Annotated in this window: 7 protein-coding genes, 1 tRNA gene and 1 pseudogene; 4 read left to right on the top strand and 5 right to left on the bottom strand. The window is 58.6% G+C overall.

What is annotated here, in order from left to right:
* The first annotated feature begins 1 nt into the window (after nucleotide 1).
* A complete protein-coding gene (ribH, locus tag Mal65_RS15440; protein WP_145304956.1) occupies nucleotides 2-481 on the top strand; it encodes a 6,7-dimethyl-8-ribityllumazine synthase in 480 nt (159 codons plus the stop codon).
* Between the two features lie 162 nt (nucleotides 482-643).
* Nucleotides 644-1042: pseudogene (gene nusB, locus Mal65_RS15435) on the top strand (transcription antitermination factor NusB); the annotation flags it as partial.
* Between the two features lie 82 nt (nucleotides 1043-1124).
* Here nusB and Mal65_RS15430 read toward each other — a convergent pair.
* From Mal65_RS15430 to Mal65_RS15420, 3 genes are all read right to left on the bottom strand, one after another.
* Complete coding sequence (locus Mal65_RS15430; RefSeq protein WP_145299362.1) at nucleotides 1125-2342, bottom strand: HD domain-containing phosphohydrolase; 1218 nt, start codon at nucleotides 2340-2342, stop codon at nucleotides 1125-1127.
* Between the two features lie 180 nt (nucleotides 2343-2522).
* Entirely contained in the window at nucleotides 2523-5258 is a 2736-nt protein-coding gene (locus Mal65_RS15425) for a hybrid sensor histidine kinase/response regulator (protein WP_145299359.1), read from the bottom strand.
* A gap of 76 nt (nucleotides 5259-5334) precedes the next feature.
* Nucleotides 5335-15516, bottom strand: coding sequence for a cadherin domain-containing protein (locus Mal65_RS15420; RefSeq protein WP_145299356.1), 10182 nt, complete (start codon nucleotides 15514-15516; stop codon nucleotides 5335-5337).
* 389 nt (nucleotides 15517-15905) lie between these two features.
* Between Mal65_RS15420 and Mal65_RS15415 the strand changes: the two genes are divergently transcribed.
* Nucleotides 15906-17867, top strand: coding sequence for an endo-1,4-beta-xylanase (locus tag Mal65_RS15415; RefSeq protein WP_145299353.1), 1962 nt, complete (start codon nucleotides 15906-15908; stop codon nucleotides 17865-17867).
* Here the strand turns inward: Mal65_RS15415 and Mal65_RS15410 are convergent.
* Both Mal65_RS15410 and Mal65_RS15405 read right to left on the bottom strand, forming a co-directional pair.
* Nucleotides 17765-19729: an esterase/lipase family protein gene (locus Mal65_RS15410; RefSeq protein WP_145299350.1), complete on the bottom strand. Its 1965-nt coding sequence runs from the start codon at nucleotides 19727-19729 to the stop codon at nucleotides 17765-17767. The genes Mal65_RS15415 and Mal65_RS15410 overlap by 103 nt on opposite strands.
* Nucleotides 19730-20092: 363 nt before the next feature.
* Nucleotides 20093-20181: transfer RNA gene (locus Mal65_RS15405), tRNA-Ser, on the bottom strand.
* 187 nt (nucleotides 20182-20368) lie between these two features.
* On the opposite strand from Mal65_RS15405, the gene Mal65_RS15400 reads away from it, so the two are divergent.
* Nucleotides 20369-21529, top strand: a complete 1161-nt coding sequence (locus tag Mal65_RS15400; RefSeq protein WP_145299347.1) for an FAD:protein FMN transferase — start codon at nucleotides 20369-20371, stop codon at nucleotides 21527-21529.
* Nucleotides 21530-21591 lie beyond the last annotated feature (62 nt).

Here is a 21591-nt window from a genome sequence, read left to right as displayed (position 1 = left end):
GATGACGGAGATTCACGGCGGTGATGGCAACTTGCCCGACGGGACGATCGTGATCGTCGCCAGCCGTTACAACGCATCGATTTGTGATGCCTTGGTGACCGGTGCCGTCGAAACGCTACGGGCGGCCGGTTTGGACGATAGCACGATTCGTGTCGTGCGGGTCCCCGGCGCTTGGGAATTGCCGCTGGCGTCCGCCAACGCGGCCGATGATGAATCGGTTCTGGGCGTCGTCGCCCTGGGGGCGGTGATCGAAGGCGAAACCACCCACGACCAACACATCAACCGCGCGGTCAGCGACGCGTTGATGAATCTGGGGCTTCGCACTGGCAAGCCCATCGGATTCGGTTTGCTGACCTGCCGTTCGCTGGAACAAGCGATCAATCGCAGCGGCGGAACCGTCGGCAACAAGGGCGAAGAAGCCGCCGGTGCGGTGATCGAAATGTTGCGTTTGGCTGAAAAAGTAAAAACCGCCGCCGTTTAGTCGCTCGCCGCTTGGACAAGAGGCTGCAAACCGATACGGTGTGCGGCCCGCCGTCACCGAATGAATCGGTCAAAGCTTTGGCAAGCTAGCAGCTTTCCACACCGATCGGTGAACGTGCCCCACTTGATCCGACGTCCTTCCCGCTGAACCAATCCACCTTTCATGTCCACCCGCCGTCGATGTCGTGAAATCGTTCTGCAGTTGTTGTACGAACACGACCTGGGCGGCACGCGAACGCCCGAGGCCGCTCGTGCGTTCATCAAGTCACGGTTGCAGGGCCGAAAGGCGTTGACCGATTTCGCGGATCGGTTGTTGTCCGGGACGCTGAAGCACCGCGACCAGGTTGATCGTCAATTGTCGCGGTTGTCGACCCATTGGACATTGCCGCGGATGCCGGCAACCGACCGCAACGTGTTGCGTTTGGGGGCATACGAAATCCTGTTCGGCGGGACACCGGGTCAGGTCGCTGTCAGCGAAGCGATCTTGTTGGCCAAACGTTACGGGGACCGCAACAGTCCGCGATTTGTCAACGGTGTCTTGGACCGGCTGTACAAAGAACACATCGGCCAAGTCAAACCGGCCGTTGCACCGGAGACCGCCGGGGATCAGGCGGTTGACGGTCGGGCCGATCAGGGACCGTCGGCTAGTCCTGGTCTCTCAGATTCCGCCAAGCTTCCATGATCAGCTTGCCACTGGCAAGGAACGCATCCAAAACGGCGGGATCGAAATGTTCACCGCGTCCTTCTTCCAAGATCTTGATGCTTTCCACCGGCGTCAGGGCGTCTTTATAGCTGCGTTTGCTGGTCAACGCGTCAAACACGTCGGCCACCGCCACGATGCGGCCTTCGATCGGGATATCTTCGCCGCGTAATCCGTAGGGGTACCCACGTCCGTTCCATTTTTCGTGGTGCGTCGCGGCGATCACTGATGCCAAATCCAGAACCGGTGATGTGGTTCCGCCGGACATCGCGTGCTGGATGGTGGCGGCTTCACTGGACCCGTCGTGTTCGATCGGTTTGATGATCTGAACACCGATTTGGCAGTGCGTCTTGATCACATCGTATTCTTCGTCGGTCAGCTTGCCGGGCTTGTTCAGGATCGTGTCGGAGATCCCGATCTTGCCCAAGTCGTGAAGCTGTGCCGCCAATTCCAAATCACGAAGCTGGTCTTCGGTAAAGCCCAAGGCTTTGGCAATGATGGCACTGTATCGCCCCACCCGCATCACGTGACGGCCGGTCATGTCGTCGCGGTATTCGGCGGCACGGGCCAGACACTGGATCGCTTCCAATCGTGATCGTTCCAAATCCGCCGTGCGTTCGCGGACCTGGTGTTCCAAGCTGTTGGAATAGTCTTGCAGGAAGTCCGAATAGACTTTGGCCGCCAAGACGTTTTCGATTCGCAGGATCAATTCGCTGGGATCGACCGGCTTGGCCAAAAAGTCCGTCGCGCCCAATCGCAGTGCCATCAGTTTCGTGTCGCCGGCGGTTTCCGCCGTCAACACGACCGTGGGAATGCGCTTCAGCTTGGGATCCATTCGCATCGACCGCAGGATCTGCAGGCCGTTGACGTGGGGCATGTTGATGTCCAACAACACCAGGTCGGGCGAATGAGTGTGCGCCTGGTTGATCACGTCACGCGAATCGGTCGTGGTGACGAAATTAGTGAAACCTTCGTCTTCCAGATACGTCTGCACCACGTCGACGTTGATCTCTTCGTCATCGACGATCATCACGCAGGCGTCTCGCGGCGCGTGTTCGATCAGCAGATCGTCCACGTGCGGCATTTCGATCGAACCGTTCGAAACGGCAGCCGGCATCATTGCGGCAGCCATGTTCGATTCGGTAATGGTCGACGTGCTCATCAGTTCTTTAAAAACTATCGGTGTTCGTTTGACTGCCCCGGGTGCTCGTCTTGAGCGTTGCTGTGGGTAGCCCGGCTTCCCGATTAAACCCTAGGTCAGAACAAGGTGTGTCCGATTTTGGACGGCTTTGTTTTCGGTTTCGTGCAAAAGGTGTGTCGGTTTGTGCGGCGTTTGAGGACTTTAGCGGGGGGGCGTTTCGGCGGCGTCCGCCGGGTCGATGGCCGGGTTTTTCCGCTTGGTGACGTCCAGTGAAAGGTCCAGCGACATCATTTCTTCTTCCGTCATTGCCCGACGAGATCGCGTCGGGGTTTTCCGCGCGGGTGTCGCTTTGACGGAGGATGCTTCCGGGACCGGCGCGTCGGGGCCGACGACACGTGATGCCAATGTCTTCAGGTCGCGGATCAGCGATTCGGCGGATTCGATATCGCTATCCTTGGCACACTGTTCCACTTGCGCGACGACCTTGGACACCGGCATAAAACCACAGTTGGCGCTGGTGCCCTTTAGGCCGTGAGCAAGCGATCGCAAGGATTCGGCATCCTGATCGCGGCACGCTTGTTCGATCGCATCGACCGACGCGTTCAAACGATCGGTGAATTTGCGGACAATGCCTTGGAACTTGGGATTGGCCATCGGCAACGTGGTTTCGATCGGGCCGGTGGAGGCCATGATGTCGCTGTGGTCGGCGGGCTCGGTTTGAATTTGCGAATCCGAATCGGTCGCCAAGGGTGTGCCCTGAGCAACCGCGGGTTCGGCGGGTGCGACAATTTCCTTGCGTCGGGTGATGCCCAGTTCGGCGGCAATTTCGCTGAGCAAGCCCAACAGTCGGTCGATGTCGATCGGCTTGGTCAAGAAGTGCGAACACCCGGCTTCGAAACACTTGTCCGCATCGCCCTGCATCGCATGGGCGGTCAACGCAACGATGGGCAACGTCATGCCCGCTTTCCGCAGCGTGCTGGCCGCGGTGTATCCATCCATGACGGGCATTTGCATGTCCATCAGGATTGCATCGAACGATTGTTGGCTGGCCAGATCGACCGCTTCTTGGCCGTTGACGGCCGTGACGAAATCGACACCCGCTTGTTCCAAGATGACCGAGATCAAATCACGGTTTTCTTCGCCATCGTCGACGACCAATAGGTTCAGCGCCGGCAGATGTTCGATTCCAGCATCGGCACGGTCGTGGTGCATGTCCAAGTCGTCCAACGTCGGTTCGATGCGATCGACGCCTTGGATATCACCGACCGCGACACGCACGATGAACGTGCTGCCCACGCCGATTTCGCTTTCGACGCGAATGTCACCGCCCAGTGCTTCGCTGAATCGCTTGCTGATCGACAATCCCAAACCGGTCCCGCCGAACTTGCGCGTCGTCGACGAATCGGCTTGGCTGAAGGGATCGAAGATCTTTTGCATCGCCGAATCGGAAAGCCCGATGCCGGTGTCTTTGACTCGGAACTCGTACAGCGGATGCGGTCCGGTTTCGTCCAATTGCACTTGGATGGTCACGCCACCTTCGCTGGTGAACTTGATCGCGTTGCCGGTCAAGTTCAACAAGACTTGGCGAATCCGTGACGGATCGCTGTGAATCGTCGCCGGGATCGGTCCCAGACATTCGAAGCCCAATTTCAAGTTTTTCTTCTTTGCGGGCGCCGACAAGACCTGCAAAACATCGCCCACGATCGTGTGCGGGTGGCACTCGATCGATTCGACTTCCATGCGACCGGCTTCGACCTTGGACAAATCCAAGATGTCGTTGATCAGCGACAAAAGGTGTGACCCGCTGGCGTGGATCGTGTTCAGGTATTTCTGTTGCTTGGTCGGTTCGCTTTCGATGCCACGACGCAGGATATCGGTGAAACCCAAAACCGCGTTCATCGGCGTACGAATCTCGTGGCTCATGTTGGCCAAGAAAGAACTTTTTGCCTGGTTGGCTGATTCAGCGTGTTCTTTGGCCAGACTCAGTTCACGCTTGGTCTGTTCCAATTCGGTCACGTTGGAAAAGCTGATCAGCATCCCGCGCAGTTGATCGCCTTCGTCGCGAAACACGCTGCATCCGACGGTGAAGATCGATTGGATGTGGTCGCTGATTCGACAGCCCAGCACGATGCTTTGGTTGATTTCTTCGCCGTCAATCGCACGCACCCATGGCAACTGTTGTTCATCCAGTTCCGCTTCCAGGTCCAGGCTGTCTTCGTTTTCGTGCACCAAGAACCACGGCAATTGGTTCAGTCGTTTGCCGATCAGTTCGTCCACTGATCGGCCCACCGAACCGGCGAACGATTCGTTGGCCAGAATGATCCGCTGGTCTTTGTTCACCAACAGGACGCCGTCGGCCATTTTCGAATACGCTTCGCGAACCCGTTCCGGCGCCACGTTCTTTGCATCCACTTGCCGCAGCATCAGCCACAAATATCCGTTGAACAACAAACACGACAGCACACCGACGACCGCAACCAATTGATAATGCGGATGGGATACCAACGCGGCGATGCCCGCCTGGCGGACGGGCTGGAACGTCAATTCCAATTGGCCCCATTGTTCGTCTTGGCCGGTATGCAGCGGCACATAGACTTGGCGATCGTCGTTTTGCGTCAGATTGCGGTTCCAAAGTTGCTGGTGTTCGCCGACGCTGACCACCAGTTCGCCGTCACTGCGGCGAAGCCCCGCAGACAGAACGTCGTCGTTGCGGTTGGTGATGGCTTCCAGCAATCGCTGCATCTGTTGCAGTTCGCGTTGCAAAATCAACGGGCGTGTTTGCAGAGCCAGTGATTCGCTTAGTGCGCAACGACCCTTCATGACGGTCATCTGATGATCGGGCAGGATGCCAATGGCCAACGCCATCAGCATCACGCTGACCACGATCATGGAAAGGCCAAACGATAACCGCGCCCGTGTCGATAGCTTGGGTAACATGAGTCAAAGACCGTTTCAAAATTCCCGATCACAACGTGCGGTTGCGATCATCCCGTGCTTGTTGTTTTCCCGTGTTTCATTCGCCCGCATCGGCGGGGTCGTCCAAGATGCTGTCCAACGATTCATCGTCGTTATCAAATTTTCCGTCCATCGTGTCCAGGACGGGCAGTGGGTCCAACGTTCGCCACGCCGGCAACACGAACAAAGCCGAACTTGCCAGATAACCCGCGTTGACCACCCAGACCGCTTGTCCGATGCTGACAGCGACGGCCGTCGATACGGCAAAGCCGACCACGATGGATTCGTACTGGACGTCGCCCAGCAGGTCGTCACGTAACTGGTCCATCGCTTTCCATTGCCGCATTTCCGTTTCGCCGCCCAGTGTTGATGCAAGCGCGAAATCGATCGACGAGTTTTCATCGCCATCGCCGTTCGGATTGTCGGAACTGGATCCGCGAGAATCGCCTTCACCGCGTACGTTGGTTCGCTGGACGTCGCCACTGGTTTGGGCATCGGTGAACTGCAATTGCAGAACATCGACAACGGCACCGTTCGCGTTACCTTCGCCGCTTGGATCGGCCGTGGCCCCGTCGTCTTGACGGATCATCGCCTGGGATGACACCGACTCGGAATCGGACGATTCGCTGTCGGATGATTCGGCTTCGGCTGTCTCGGCCTCGTCGGCTTTTTCTTCGGCGACTTCTTCCGCATCGGCGGATTCATTGGATTCGCCCGGGTCCTCCGATGCATCGGCCGGTTCGGGATCCGGGTCCGGTTCGCTCGTCAGCGTCAAAGCCGGCGGCAGGATGATCAACGATTCCTGGACATCCACGCGAATCGTTTCGGTGTAGGTGGCTCCGGAACCTCCCCGGTCGGTCACCGATACGGTCAAGAAAAGCGTGCTTTCGACGTCGTAGTCGATCGATTGGCCCGCCTTCAGACGAAGCTGGCCTGCGGCAATTTCAAAGCGACCGTCGTCGACCGACCAGACATGTGTGTCGATCACATCGGGGTCGACCACCGAGATCGCACCCAGGACATCGCCGTCAACACCTTCTTGGATCTGGGATCCACTGATAACGATGTCGGTTGGCGCAGCGTTGGTCAGGCCGACCGGCGTCGTTGGATTGCTGGACAGAGCGGATTCGGTGTTCCCGGTGTTGTCGGTGACCACGACCGAGACACTGATCGCCTTGCCGACGTGCGCGGCGTTCAGTGTGATCGTCGAACCGGTTTGACCGATCAGCGAGACGCCGTCGGCGTACCACTGAAAGGCTTCCGATTGGATGCCTTCGGGGTCCGAAACGGATGACATGTCGACGGATAAGGTCTGGCCAGTCATCGCCGATCCCGTGATGCCGGGCGTTCCCGTTGCGGCTTCATTCACGTCGGTGACATTGATCGTGATCGTCTGCGTCGCGGACGTGTTGGCTCCGTCGCTGACTTGCAGTGTCAACGTGTAGCTGTCGGTCGATTCATGATCCAGGTTGGTGTTGTCGGCAATCGTGATCTGGCCGCTACTGGCGTTGATCGCAAAGATGCCGTCGCCGTTTCCGGCGGTGATTGTCCAGCCTTGCAGCGTTCCATCGCTGTCGGTGGCCGTTGCGGTTCCCACGACATGGTTGTCGGCGACGTTTTCTGCCACGGTGAAGGTCTGGCCGGCATCAATGACCGGAACGACATCGTTGACGTCGGTGACATTGATCGTCACGGTTTGCGTCGCGGACGTGTTGGCTCCGTCGCTGACTTGCAGCGTCAACGTGTAGCTGTCGGTCGACTCATGATCCAGGTCGGTGTTGTCGGCGATGGTGATCTGGCCGCTACTGGCGTTGATCGCAAAGATGCCGTCACCGTTGCCGGCGGTGATCGTCCAGCCCTGCAGCGTTCCATCGGAATCGGTGGCCGTGACGGTTCCCACGACATGGTTGTCGGCGACGTTTTCGGCCACGGTGAAGGTCTGGCCGGCATCAATGACCGGCACGACATCGTTGACGTCGGTGACATTGATCGTGATCGTCTGCGTCGCGGACGTGTTGGCCCCGTCGCTGACCTGCAGCGTCAGCGTGTAGCTGTCGGTCGATTCATGATCCAGATTGCTGTTGTCGGCGATCGTGATCTGGCCGCTACCGGCGTTGATCGCAAAGATGCCGTCGCCGTTGCCGGCGGTGACCGTCCAGCCCTGCAGTGTTCCATCGGGATCGGTCGCCGTGGCGGTTCCCACGACATGATTATCGGCGACGTTCTCGGCCACGGTGAAGGTCTGACCGGCATCAATGACCGGCACGACATCGTTGACGTCGGTCACATTGATCGTGATCGTCTGCGTCGCGGACGTGTTGGCCCCGTCGCTGACCTGCAGTGTCAACGTGTAGCTGTCGGTCGATTCATGATCCAGGTTGGTGTTGTCGGCGATGGTGATTTGGCCGCTACTGGCGTTGATCGCAAAGATGCCATCGCCGTTGCCTGCGGTGATCGTCCAGCCCTGCAGCGTTCCATCGGAATCGGTGGCCGTGGCGGTTCCCACGACATGGTTGTCGGCGACGTTTTCGGCCACGGTGAAGGTCTGGCCGGCATCAATGACCGGCACGACATCGTTGACGTCGGTGACATTGATCGTGATCGTCTGCGTCGCGGACGTGTTGGCCCCGTCGCTGACCTGCAGCGTCAGCGTGTAGCTGTCGGTCGATTCATGATCCAGATTGCTGTTGTCGGCGATCGTGATCTGGCCGCTACCGGCGTTGATCGCAAAGATGCCGTCACCGTTGCCGGCGGTGATTGTCCAGCCCTGCAGCGTTCCATCGGAATCGGTGGCCGTGGCGGTTCCCACGACATGATTATCGGCGACGTTTTCTGCCACGGTGAAGGTCTGGCCGGCATCAATGACCGGCACGACATCGTTGACGTCGGTGACATTGATCGTCACGGTTTGCGTCGCGGAGGTGTTGGTTCCGTCGTTGACTTGCAGTGTCAACGTGTAGCTGTCGGTCGATTCATGATCCAGGTTGGTGTTGTCGGCAATCGTGATCTGGCCGCTACTGGCGTTGATCGCAAAAATGCCATCGCCGTTGCCGGCGGTGATCGTCCAGCCTTGCAAAGTTCCATCGGAATCGGTCGCGGTGGCGGTTCCCACGACATGATTATCGGCGACGTTCTCGGCCACGGTGAAGGTCTGACCGGCATCAATCACCGGAACGACATCGTTGACGTCGGTGACATTGATCGTGATCGTCTGCGTCGCGGACGTGTTGGTTCCGTCGCTGACTTGCAGTGTCAACGTGTAGCTGTCGGTCGATTCATGATCCAGGTTGGTGTTGTCGGCGATGGTGATCTGGCCGCTACTGGCGTTGATCGCAAAGATGCCATCGCCGTTTCCGGCGGTGATCGTCCAGCCTTGCAGGGTTCCATCGCTGTCGGTTGCCGTGGCGGTGCCCACGACATGATTGTCGGCGACGTTCTCGGCCACGGTGAATGTCTGACCGGCATCAATGACCGGCACGACATCGTTGACGTCGGTGACATTGATCGTCACGGTTTGCGTCGCGGACGTGTTGGCCCCGTCGCTGACTTGCAGCGTCAACGTGTAGCTGTCGGTCGACTCATGATCCAGGTTGGAGTTGTCGGCGATGGTGATTTGGCCGCTACTGGCGTTGATCGCAAAAATGCCATCGCCGTTGCCGGCGGTGATCGTCCAGCCCTGCAGCGTTCCATCGGAATCGGTGGCCGTGGCGTTTCCGACCGCAGTACCATTGGATGCTGATTCGGAAACCGCGAATGTTTGCCCAGGATTGATGACGGGAACGACATCGTTGACGTCGGTGACATTGATCGTCACGGTCTGCGTTGCGGACGTGTTGGCTCCGTCGCTGACCTGCAGTGTCAACGTGTAGCTGTCGGTCGATTCATGATCCAGGTTGGAGTTGTCGGCGATGGTGATTTGGCCGCTACTGGCGTTGATCGCAAAAATGCCATCGCCGTTGCCGGCGGTGATCGTCCAGCCCTGCAGCGTTCCATCGGAATCGGTGGCCGTGGCGGTGCCCACGACATGATTGTCGGCGACGTTCTCGGCCACGGTGAATGTCTGACCGGCATCAATGACCGGAACGACATCGTTGACGTCGGTGACATTGATCGTGATCGTCTGCGTCGCGGACGTGTTGGCTCCGTCGCTGACTTGCAGCGTCAACGTGTAGCTGTCGGCCGACTCATGATCCAGGTTGGTGTTGTCGGCGATGGTGATCTGGCCGCTACTGGCGTTGATCGCAAAAATGCCATTACCGTTGCCGGCGGTAATCGTCCAGCCCTGCAGCGTTCCATCGGAATCGGTGGCCGTGGCGTTTCCGACCGCAGTACCATTGGATGCCGATTCGGAAACCCCGAACGTTTGCCCAGGATTGATGACGGGGACCGTGTCGTTGGCATCCAAGACATTGACCGTGACGGTCTGGGACGATGATGTGTTTTGGCCGTCTTGGACCATGATGGTCAGGGTATAGGTGGCCTGGAACTCATGATCCAAGTTGACGTTGTTGACGACCGTCAGTTCGCCCGTACTGGAATTCAGGCCGAACAGACCGTGATCATTACCCGAGGACATGATCCAATTTTGAAGCGTGCCATCGGGGTCGGTCGCCGTGATGAAACCGAGTGAGGTTCCGACGTTGGCGGTTTCCGAGACGCTGAAGGATTGGTTCGCATCGACGACCGGCACGACGTCGTTCAGGTTGTTGACGTCGATCGTGAGACTTTTCAGCAGTTCATTGCCGTCGCTGTCGGTGACTTTCACAACGACGTTGTATTGCGTTTGGGCTTCGTAATCCAAAATCCCGTCTGTGAGCACAAGGTTGGATCCCGAAACCGAGAACTTGGACTCGTCGACACCGCCGACCACTTCAAATGTGTGAGTGTCGGTCAAGCTGGGATCGACGGCCGAAAGGGTTCCCACGACGTGGCCGCCACTGGTGTTGACGTTCTCGTCGATATTGTCGTTGCTGACTTGGATATCGGTGGGGCGATTGGCCACGCGAAGCAGCGCGATCGCATCGATGGATTCGTTGCTGTCACCAAGTTCGACGTCGCTGCCGTCCAGCAGTTTCGTCGCGGTGGCTTGTGTGGTTCCAGCCAGTGCCGTTTGCGTCACGTCCAAGACGAAGACGTCGTTGGCTTCCGCGCTTAGGGTGTTCGATCCGACGTCGCCGGCGGAATCCAAAGCCAACAAGATTTGGCCTTCTTGGAACGTATGTCCGCCGATCGTCGTGGTCTTTTCGATGATTTCGACGCCGTACAGCTTGTCGCTGATGTTGATGTCCGCCCCATTGATCAGCAAGCCGGACGTGCCGCCGGTCGTTGCCTCGCCCACGTCGTCGACTTGGTAGTAGTACACATTGCTGTCTTGGCTGCCACCGCTGGTGACAAAGACGAACGTGCCGGCCGCCAGCGTTTGGCCGTCGGCGAACTCCATCTCGCTTTCGACCAAACTGATGCCGCGCAAATCTTGACCCATGGGGTCTTCTAAGAGGATCGTGAACGTGCCGCTGCTGTAGTCCCCGGGCGAATCCGGGCGGAAGACGACGACGTCCTCTTTGCCAACGGTGATGGAATTGGTGCTGGTCAGTGTCGGGCTACCTTTGGTGCTAAACAGCACGTCACCGGATTGCAGGTCAAACGCGGGATAGCTGTCGCCGCCGATGGTGATGTCTTTTTCGACAAAGTGCAGACCGTCGACGTCTTCGCCACTGGCAAACGAGTCGATGTCAAAGACCTCGGCAAACTCACCCGCGGTGGTATCGGCGGGATCACCGGTCGGGTCAAAGGACAGCCCGCTGCCGCCGAATTCGACGACCGATCCCTTGGTCCAGCTTGGCAGTGTCGTCGTGCTGCCGTTGCCGGTGCTGCTGAACCAAAGTTTGCCGCTGGCGCCCGATTCGGTGACCTGGACCTGGTGCGATGGTGTGAACACCAGCGTCCGGAAGTCGGATGCGGATGCGTTGTCGGTAAAGACATCAACAAAAACGGCGGAGGGGCCGCTGGTGTCGTATCGACGAATGTCGCTTGAGTTTTCGCCGGTGACGTACAGCAATCCATCGGGACCGAACGAGACACCAACCGGCCCGTCCAAGCCGCCACCGCTGATGTACGCGCCCGCGTCGACCAAATTGCCGCTTTCGTCAAACCGATAAACGCTGTCGTCGTTGTAGGAGGCGACGTAAAGATAGTCGTCGTTGCCGAACGCCATGAATTCCGGGCCGTCCAGCGTGCCCGACGCAACAAAGGTGCCACCGCCGACGGGCGCACCCGTCGCCGCGTCGTAGCGACGGATGGTGTTGTCGTTGTAATTGGAAACGTACAGATTGCCGTCGTTGTGAAAGACCAGTCCGATCGGTCCCGACAATCCGCTGATGAATGGCGCGTTGGAAGCATCGATGCGTGCACCCGTTTCACCGTCATAGCGATGAATTTCGCCGGTGCCGTGGCTGGCGACGTAAAGGTTTCCGTCGGGGCCCCAAGCGATTCCCGCGACCTGGTTCAGATTGCTATCGTTGACGAACGTGTCGACCATGCTGCCGGTTTCCGGGTCAAACCGCAGCACCGTTTGCGACCCAAAGGACCCCACATACAAAAGCCCGTCGGGGCCGATCGCGATCGCACCCGGGCTGGAAAGCTGAGTTCCGCCGATCGGTCCCCCGACGACCAGACCCGTGGTCGTGTCGATTTCATAGACTGCGTCATTAGGGTTGGCCGCACTGCTGGTCACCCAACTGCCCGCGGCATGCCAGTTTCCGTCTTCGTCGGTGGCGCTGATCAGGATGTTGTGGAAGCCACCGTTTTGATGATAGGCGTGTGAGGCCGTCGATTCGGTTCCGGCAACCGTATCGATGTGCCCGTCGCCCCAGTTGATCGTCCAGCTTGTGATGGTGTCATCGCCGTCATCGTTCGCATAGAAATACAGCGTATAGGTTTCGCCGGCTTCCACGGTGGTGGTCCCCGTCGCGTGAATCTCCGGTGCAACATCGGTCACGGTGACGGTGGCAAAGTCGGTTCGATAGTCGCCGCTGTCATCGGTCACACGCAATCCGATGACGTAATCGGTTCCGCCGACCGCTCCATCGTCGATTCCCCACAAGGTCGACAAGTCCGCCCAGCTGATGGTGGGACTGTCGGTGACCACGTCGCCATACACGCCGTCCAGGTTTAAGTCCCACTGATACTGGGTGATGGTTCCGTCGGGATCGGACGACGATGATGCGTCCAGGGTCAGCGATTCACCTTCATCGATGGCATAGGCACCACCGGCATCCGGATTGGGCGTGGTGTTTTCGCCCGACGCCGGACCGATTTGTCGCGCATAGACGCCGTCGGTGTCACCGGGACCATCGCCCGACCAGACGACGACGTATTGCGTCGGGCTCAGCATGGCGACCGATGCCCGGCTTTGATTTCCAGTGGTCGTGTAGTTGATCAGCGTTTCGCCGCCCAACGCGTTGCCCGAGGCATCGTAACGCTGCGCGAACACGCCATCAGTGTCGCCCGTTCCTTCGCCGGTCCAGGTAAACATGAAGTTTCCTGAATCGTCCATCGATAGGGAAACTTCGGATTGTGGACCGGAGGTTGTGGAATTGACCGTGAATTGGGATCCAATCAGATTGCCTGATGCGTTGTACCGTCGCGCATAGATGTTATTGTTTTGGTGCCAGCCGACCACAAAGGATCCGTCGTCGTGCAACGCGATCACTGCTTGGTCCGCAACACTCAGGATGTTGGTCTCAACGCCAATTTCGCTGCCGATTCGACTGCCGTCTTCGTTGTATCGATTGACGTAAATATTTCCGGTGGTTTCGGCAATGATGGCGAATTGCCCGCTGCTGTTGGTGCTGACCATCGGGTCAGGAGAAACAACAATGGCTCCGGTGGTCACACGGAATTCTTGAGCATCCAAAGCATTGCCATTGGACGCATAGCGACGGGCGTAAATTCCGTAGCCCTCCGGTCCGCTTCCATACCAGGTGACGACAAAGTCGTTTCCCGCATCGACGTCGACGGAAGATGCTAATTGGGAATCGGAGCTATGAGTGTTGACTCGGAATTCACCATCCTTTGCTGTGCCGTCGGCGTTGAATCGCCTGGCATAGACGCTGCGATCCGTTCCGTCTTGATTGGAACTTGTCCAAGTCACGACAAAGTCACCGTCGGCTTCGCTGGCCACCATCGCCCAGCCTTGGAAATCTGCGGTCGTTTGATTGACCAAGATTTCGTCGGTCAGGGCGATCCCGTTGGCATCAAAGCGTCTGGCGTAGACGCCGTAGCCCGATGAATCTTGTCCGTCGGACGACCATACGACGACGAAAGAACCGTCTGCCGCGATATCGACCGCTTGTGCCACCCCTTTGTCTTCCCCATCGGTGGTTTGGGTTCCCGATGTGGTTGGGTTGACGTTGATTTGGGCTTGATACTCGAAGGCACCGATGTCGATGTCGGTGTCTCTGGCAAAACGGCGTCCGTCCAGTGTGACGGCTCCCGCGGAGGTGCCGTTGTCGATGGCCGTGCTGGTGCTGTGCAGCGAATGCGTTCTCACGCCGCCGCCATAGTGATCCAAGGAACCCAGATTCGGATCGACGTTGTTTTGATCACCGGTGCCCGATAATCCGGCCGATCCATCGCTGTCGATGTTGTATCCCAGGCTGGTCAACGTGTCGGCGGCGTTTTGGCCGGCATTGTCCAGGATGGTGTTCTTCAATTGGGTGACTGCGGCGCCCTCGTTGTCGATGCCGGTGCTGTTGTCGGCGACCGTGCTGTTGGTCAACGTGACATTGCCGCCGTTGTTCAGAATCGCGCCGGCCGACTGGTGGGCGGCGTTGCCGCTGATCGTCACGTTCGACAGGTTGGCGGTACCGCCGTTGACATAGATTGCCCCACCCTGCGCGCCCGCAGAGTTTTCGGCGATCGTCACGCGTTCCAGCTGAAGCGAGCCGGCGGAATGAATCGCACCGCCGAATTGGGACGCTTGGTTTTGATAAAGTTCGACGTCTCGCATGGTCAATGACGAACCGGCCATCGACATCACCGCCCCACCCTGATCTGCCCCACCGCCGGTGATCGACAGGCTTCGAAAAAGAACGTCCGAGCCAGATTGAATCGTGAACGGTCGCGTGCCCAGACCTTCGGCGTCGATCAGGGTGTCCGTTGCTGAAACGCCGATGAACGTGATGTCGCTGGTGATCGTCAAAGTGCCGTTGGCCAGATCGTCCAGTGTGTAGGTGCCACTGCCCAGGACAATCTGATTGCTTCCGCCGTCGGCATTGGCTTGCTGGACGGCTTCACGCAGCGACGTCAAACCGTCCGACGCGACCACGTCGTCAAACGTGTCGACGGTGATCGTCGCCAGTTTTCCTTTCCATTGGTCTTGAACGGCTTGGCTGGCAAACACATCCGTTTCGATTCGGCCGGACGTGTATTCCAGTTCCCAGTCGCCCGAGAAGTCTTGGTGACCGGTGTCGTCATCACTGGCGGCGATGTCGGCACCGGTCAGCGTGGCCATTGATTCGATCAGCGTGCGGCCGTCGGCGCTGGAAGCCAAATCACATCCGTACAACAGAATGTCGGCGTCGGATGTCAACGAATCTTCCCAGGACGATAACGTGCCCGCGTAAGCGTCCAACCGGTCGGCCGAAAGCACGGCGTTGCCCAGACGCAACGTGCCGTCTTCACCGTGTGAAACGATGTGGATCGACCCAACGTTGTGCCGACCGTCCAAAATACGAGTGATCTGGTCGACGCCGTCGGAATCGCCGTCCAAAACGAACACGTGCGTTTCCGGGGCCAAATCGCCGATCAGGGTTTGATAATCGGAAACACTGGAATCAACGAACACGATCTGCTCGCCCGACGATTGGGCCAGGTCATGAATCGATTCGGATGAAGTGTTGTCGGTTCCGTTTGCCGAACCGTCGTTGGTTGACTGGACCTCGGCGACTTCGACCACCATCTCCGTCGGGTCGACACCCGCATCGGGCATGACGGGAAGCGGCGTGGCGGAGTACAAGATCCGCGGCTCCAGCGCGGTCATCGGGGCAAGGATCGGTCGGTGAATTTGTGGTTTGCTGGATCGAACCAGCCGCAAGCCGGGGTCGGGGCGATTGCGATCCCACCACAAGCCCAACCGACACTGGGTCCGCTGTAAATATCGCCGGCCGCGCCCAGACACGGATTCTCCGTGGCTGACAATCGTCTGCCAAATTCCGGTCGTGTCGGGAGTGCGGTTCATAGCGATTTCGCGAAGGTTCAAGTGAACACTCGCCGCGCGGGTGGCGGCATCACTGGAAACGCTACGACACAGATGCGGGGCCGCTGTTGTCAGACCTTGGCCTGGTTTCGTCCGCACGGAACATGGCTGGGATCATGCACCGTCTGCGACGATTGTTCCGGTCGATTTGAGCAAACGGATCGACCAAAATACGCACACCACGATTTCGCAACTTCGTGAAACCACTCGGATCCGACCGGGTTTTGGACGGATGGTTGTTTGGATCGCGATGTTGGTAACGATTCGTCCGGTTGTCAGAATCGGCCGGCGGAATCGGCCAGCGCTGTCGTCCGCCCCATCGTGGTCCTTTCCCCCCATCCCACCCCGCCGTCCAGTGCAAGGCCTTGGTCATGTCCCGCCACCATCATCGAATCCGCATCCCGTTCTGGATCGTGATCGTCTATTGCCTTTTGATGACGATGTGGATCCGCGACATGGCGGGTGCCGAAACGAGCGTTGAAACAATGTTGGATCGGCAAGTCACCGCGCCGGCGGGTGGCGTAGACTGTCTGGATTTCGACGATCCGGCACTGACCACCCTGAGCCACGGCCGCCTGCCCGACGCGTCGGGCCGCTGGCTATCGTTGGCATCTGAAACGGGGCAACGTGACGATGTCCGTGTTTTCGAAGTCGTCGTGCCACGTTCCAGTCCCCAAGCCTGGGATGCACAGGTCTCGATCCCCTTGCAGCGCAAGATCGCCAAGGGAGATCGTGTTCTGCTGATGTTCGATGCCCGCTGTGTGGCGTCCGACAACGAAAGCAGTACGGGCTACGCCGGCTTATTCGTCCAACCCCATGGCGAAGACGATCGAACCAGGTATCCCTTCAACGCGGGACCCCAGTGGCAGCGTTTCGCTTACCCGTTTGTCGCGCCGGTCGATCACGGTGTCGACCAAACCAAAGTCGTCATTCACGTCGCCTCAATGCCTCAGACGTTGCAGTTCGCCGCGGTCAGGCTGATCAACTACGGTTCATCGATCCCTTTGCGTGAACTGCCCACGTCCAAGTTCACCTACCCGGGACGTGACGATGACGCCGAGTGGCGAATCCAAGCGTTGCAGCGAATCGACCGAATACGCAAAGCCGACATGACCATCCGCGTCACCGACACTGACGGCAATCCGCTAGCCGGGCAAAGGGTTCGGATCCGGCAACAGCGGCATTCGTTTCCCTTTGGCTCGGCCGTCAATTCGATGTTGTTGGGCGGCGACGCGTCGGACTTTCCCTTTCAACGCTACATTCGCGGCGACTCGCGCGGTCGACCGACGACCATCGAAGACGCGCGGCGTTATCGCGAAATCGTCCAAAGGTATCTCACCCGTGTCACCTTCGAAGGCGCCTTGCGCCCACACGTCTGGCAATGGGGCAAAAATCGCGCAGACCGTAAAGGGGATCTGTATCGCCGACATCAAGTTCTTTTGAACGCCACCGTTCCATGGCTGCAAGAAAACCGAATTTCAATTCGCGGCCACTACATCGGATGGGGATCGATGAACAGCCCTCCGATCCAGCGAGACTTTGTTGACGACGTGGCCGCGCACAAGCAATGGCTGTGGAAACACATGCAGGACATTCTGCCGGCCACCGAATCGTTCGTCGACGAATGGGACACGATCAATCATGTCGTCGGGTTCGGCCAAACCTATCATCAGTTGTATGGCGACATGCAGATCGATGTCGACATCATGCGAGAAGCACGACGTTTGGCTCCGTCGCTGCGGCACGCGATCAATGAAGGCCAGATTCTGCCCGGCGGCAGTCGTCGCGATGCCTACCAAGCCGTCATCGAAAATCTGAACCAGCACGGCCAAGCCCCCGACGTGGTCGGATTCATGGGACACTTTGATTCCGCATCATTGACGTCGCCCACGGACATCTTGGCTTTGTTGGACCGCTACGCCAAGCTTTGTCCACACCTGCAGTTGACCGAACTGGACGTCGACACGGGAACCGATGAAGCCTTGCAAGCGGACTACTTGCGCGATGTCTTGGTCGCATCGTTCAGCCATCCCAATATCGACGCGATCGTGATGTGGGGCTTCTGGGAAAATCAACATTGGAAACCCAATGCGGCGCTTTGGCGTAGCGACTGGTCACGCAAACCGGCCGGCGACGTGTTCGTCGACTTGGTTCGCAACCAGTGGTGGACCGACACCACGGTGGTGACCGAAGCCGACGGTTCGGCAACGGTCCGTGGGTTCATGGGGGATTACCAGTTGTCGGTCGGCGACGTTGCTTCGGATGCAACATCCGGTGTCACATCGGTGGTGCTGGACAAACAAGGTGCGACTGTCGATCTGATGGTGCCCTGATCCCCTGATGTTGCGTCCGGCAATTTTTGATCGCATTGGGATGCGTCATTCGCACCATTGGGGCTTGCCAGATGCCAAGCTTCCGGTGGGTCGTCGTCGGTAACGATCGACAGACTGGCGGGGGCGATCAACGGTGCATGCAACAGCACCGGCGCCGGACAGGATTGCAATTCCAAACGGTGATGACGCAAGATGCGGATGACTTCTTCGATGGCTTCGGCGTGTTTATTCAGCATCGAATGACGTGTGCGGATCATCCTTTCGGACACTGCGTAGTGATCCCGCGCGCTGTCGACGGTCACGATGCCGTCACACGGTTCACCCACACAATTCCCGAAACGATTGCCAATGATCGAATGGGTGATGATGCCTTCGTTTGGCGGGGTCGCATTCAAGTCGACCAAGTAGGGGTTCCCGACGATCGTCAGGTCAATGTTGTTTGACCGATGTGGGCACCCCGGGACATGGTCCTGCGGCATGTTCCCACGCAGCGCACGCACCCCATCGACCAAAACCGAAAAAACACGGTTGGACGGCACTGCACCACGGTGCGGTGTCCCGATATGCACGATGCGACGGATGCGACATGCGGGGTCCTGATCGATGTCGGGTGTCGTGGAGATGACTTTGGCAATCAACCCACCCAAACTGTGGCCCACGCCGACGCAATCGGACAATGCATCGTCGTCAAAGTCGGGATCGATGGCGTGTCGAACGCGGATCAATTCCGAACGCAACTTTCTGGCCGCGGTCGGATAGGGCAAGCCACGCGGATATTCAAATTCCCAGAACTGGAAACGCGACACCAAGTCGGGATGCGATCGCAAGGCGTTGACCATTTGCACCCAGGTCGCCGGGCTGGATCCCAAACCATGAATGAAGATGACCGGGATCTTTCCAGGTTGGTACGGTTCAATCGCTGCCAAGCGGCACGGCCCGGTCGAATCGCTAAGCGAGGTGACATTGTCAAGATTGTCTCCGCGACGTTGGCTTAATCGATAGGCCAGTGGTGCGGAAATATCGGTGGCGATGTCCGGTGAATAAAACGCACCAAAATCGGGTTGCGCATCATTGCATCGGTATAGTCCGGGACGTTGGGAAGATCGCAAAGGATCGTGCAGCGTCAATCGAACGGACGATTGGCCTTCGTTCGATTGGGTCATGCATAGCGTTGCCGCGAAGGGAACGTTGGGCATCACCAGGGGATCATCATCGCCTCGCGCGGTTTCGACCACCAATGGAACGCCGCGACCAGCGGTGCGATACAGCGGATGGATCGCATCGGTCCGGTAATCACCGACCAACCGCAAAAAACGGAAATCATCGGGGCGCCACAAAAAGCCGTCACGATGCAGCGGTAGCTGCACCACCCGCGATTCGGTGTGCACGGTCAAGTGTTTGCCGTGATCGAAGCGTCCGAATCGTTGCCCGCTGTGGACCAGACGGCTCAGAGCGGATTTGTGCAGGTCACGGCCCAACGACGCGGTCGAACATCCACAGTCGGCGTGACCGCCGCAAACGTCAAACGTTCCTTGGGGTAACGGGCCATCAAACGGCAACGTTGCGGTGGCGACTTGAAAGTACAGGTCCACGCAATGTGACTGGCAATCCGATTCCATCTGAACCGCCCGGTCATAGATCTCGCGAATCGCATCCAGGTTGCCCGCTTGATCACATTTGGATTCTTGGGACGGCTGGTTCCAGGGGACCAAGCAAACCGTTGCATCGGTTGATGCCGGCATCACTTTGACCGGCATCCAGGTCGCGCTGAATGACCCACAGCAACCGGACAAGACCAACAGCAACGACAATAGACCGACGATCGTCGGCACGTCATTGCGGCGGGCGGTTGGCTGGTACACGAGATGGATCCGGGTAAAGATTCACCGCGATCCATCGCTATCGCCCGCGGGCCGTGCGATCACCGATTCCTTGGGGACGCATCAGGTTGGCTCGTGGGTGTGTCGCCGCGGGTGTGGACCCACGCGGGTCGTGATTGCGGCGCACATCAGCCAATGTCGGCACCAGTGACTGACAAAATGAAGCGATGGGTGAAAGAAGTTCGGTTCGATCGAATGAACCGATTGCGCGGACCTTGTCTGGCCGACCTGGCAATGAATTGACGGCCCCAAGCCAAAAGAAAAGCCCACGCATCGGGTTCGGCATCGCCAAATCTGGATGTGTGGGCTGGATTCTATTATCGCCGGCGATTCGACCGACGTAAGCGGAGCGGACAGGATTCGAACCTGCGGAACCCGTTTCCGGGTTCACCGATTTAGCAAACCGGCGCTTTCGACCACTCAGCCACCGCTCCTGGTGATATTCCGGTCCGTTCCAGGCGGTCAAACCTGAACTGGATGATCGGCCGCGGTAGCATCCGCAGCCTTCGGCGAGGAAACCCGCCAGGCCGGAAAGCTCGAATTGTGCTGGAAACCGTCTTGGAACGCAACCCAAGTCGGCCCCGTTTTGTGGGATCCTAGATTCGTACCTAAACTGGCGACATGAATGGAACCGACGAGCCCTTTTTGACGCATGTTTCGCACCGCGCGATGGCATGTTCCTTCGTCGTCGTGCTGCCGCCCTGGCACGCGGCGAAAGTGGAGGTGGCGGTCGCCGCACTGGAATCGCTGGATGAAATCGAAAGGCGCTTGTCGGTCTATCGCGCGGACAGCGAAATCAACCAAATCAATCGGTCCGGCGTGGGGCAAGCGGTAAAGGTTTCCACGCCCACCTTTGAAGTCCTGCGGCATGCGTTGGAAATCAGTCGTCAAACCTCCGGCGCGTTTGATGTGACGGCCGGACCGCTGGTCAAAGCGTGGGGGTTCATGCAACGCAGCGGAAAAAAGCCGACGGCGACGGAGATCGACGCGGCCAGAACGTGCGTGGGCTACGACGCGATCGACTTGGACCCCGACCGGCGGACGGTCACACTTCAAAAGCCGGGGATGCAAATCAACTTGGGCGGCATCGGCAAAGGCGACGCGATCGACCGTGTGGCGGGACGCTTGCGCGAAAACGGGATCGATGATTTTCTTTTGCACGGCGGTCAAAGCAGCGTCTTCGCGGCCGGCAATGGCGACACCGATGCGGTGGGCTGGCAACTGGGGATCGCCCATCCGACCAAACCCAACCGACGAATCGGCGGAATCCGTTTGCTGGATGCCGCACTGGGAACCAGTGGCAGCGGCCAACAGTTCTTTCACCATCGCGGCGTTCGATACGGGCATGTCATCGACCCGCGAACCGGATATCCGGGCAGCGATCTGTCGTCGTTGACCGTCATCTGCGACACGGCGATCAAAGCGGACGCCATCGGCACCGCGTTGTTCGTCGAAGGGGCCCGGCGATCGATCGAATTGAACCAGCAGTGGGCGTCGTCAACGACCAGCAGCAGTGGCCAGCCGCCCGGTTCCGGCACGCACGACGGGATGTCCGCGGCGCAAAGTGATGCAAACTTGGAGGCCGTTGGCGAAGAAATACGTGACGAAAACGTCGGGACTTTGCCAACAGTGCGACTGAGGCATCACCGGGGTAAATTCGCAGCCGTATTCTGCCGTCCGGGACAGCGACAGGACCAGATTCTGGTCGATCTTTCGGGCCCAATTGAACTGTTTGATATCGATCTGGACCTGATCGATCCGCAGTCATTACAAGCGGATTGAAGGGCTCGCATCGGCGGAAGCGCGCCCGCGTTTAGCACATACCGTTTTCGGACACAGATAGA

Origin of the sequence: Crateriforma conspicua (assembly GCF_007752935.1) — a bacterium.
Lineage (GTDB): Bacteria > Planctomycetota > Planctomycetia > Pirellulales > Pirellulaceae > Crateriforma > Crateriforma conspicua.
The sequence above is the reverse complement of the archived record's forward strand: the minus strand, read 5'-3'. Positions and strand labels throughout refer to the sequence as shown.

Excerpts from the sequence above, each read along its gene's own strand:
- Mal65_RS15420 (WP_145299356.1), bottom strand. The coding sequence starts at position 15,516 with ATGAACCGCACTCCCGACACGACCGGAATTTGGCAGACGATTGTCAGC.
- Mal65_RS15425 (WP_145299359.1), bottom strand. The coding sequence starts at position 5,258 with ATGTTACCCAAGCTATCGACACGGGCGCGGTTATCGTTTGGCCTTTCC.
- Mal65_RS15400 (WP_145299347.1), top strand. The coding sequence starts at position 20,369 with ATGAATGGAACCGACGAGCCCTTTTTGACGCATGTTTCGCACCGCGCG.
- Mal65_RS15430 (WP_145299362.1), bottom strand. The coding sequence starts at position 2,342 with ATGAGCACGTCGACCATTACCGAATCGAACATGGCTGCCGCAATGATG.
- ribH (WP_145304956.1), top strand. The coding sequence starts at position 2 with ATGACGGAGATTCACGGCGGTGATGGCAACTTGCCCGACGGGACGATC.
- Mal65_RS15415 (WP_145299353.1), top strand. The coding sequence starts at position 15,906 with ATGTCCCGCCACCATCATCGAATCCGCATCCCGTTCTGGATCGTGATC.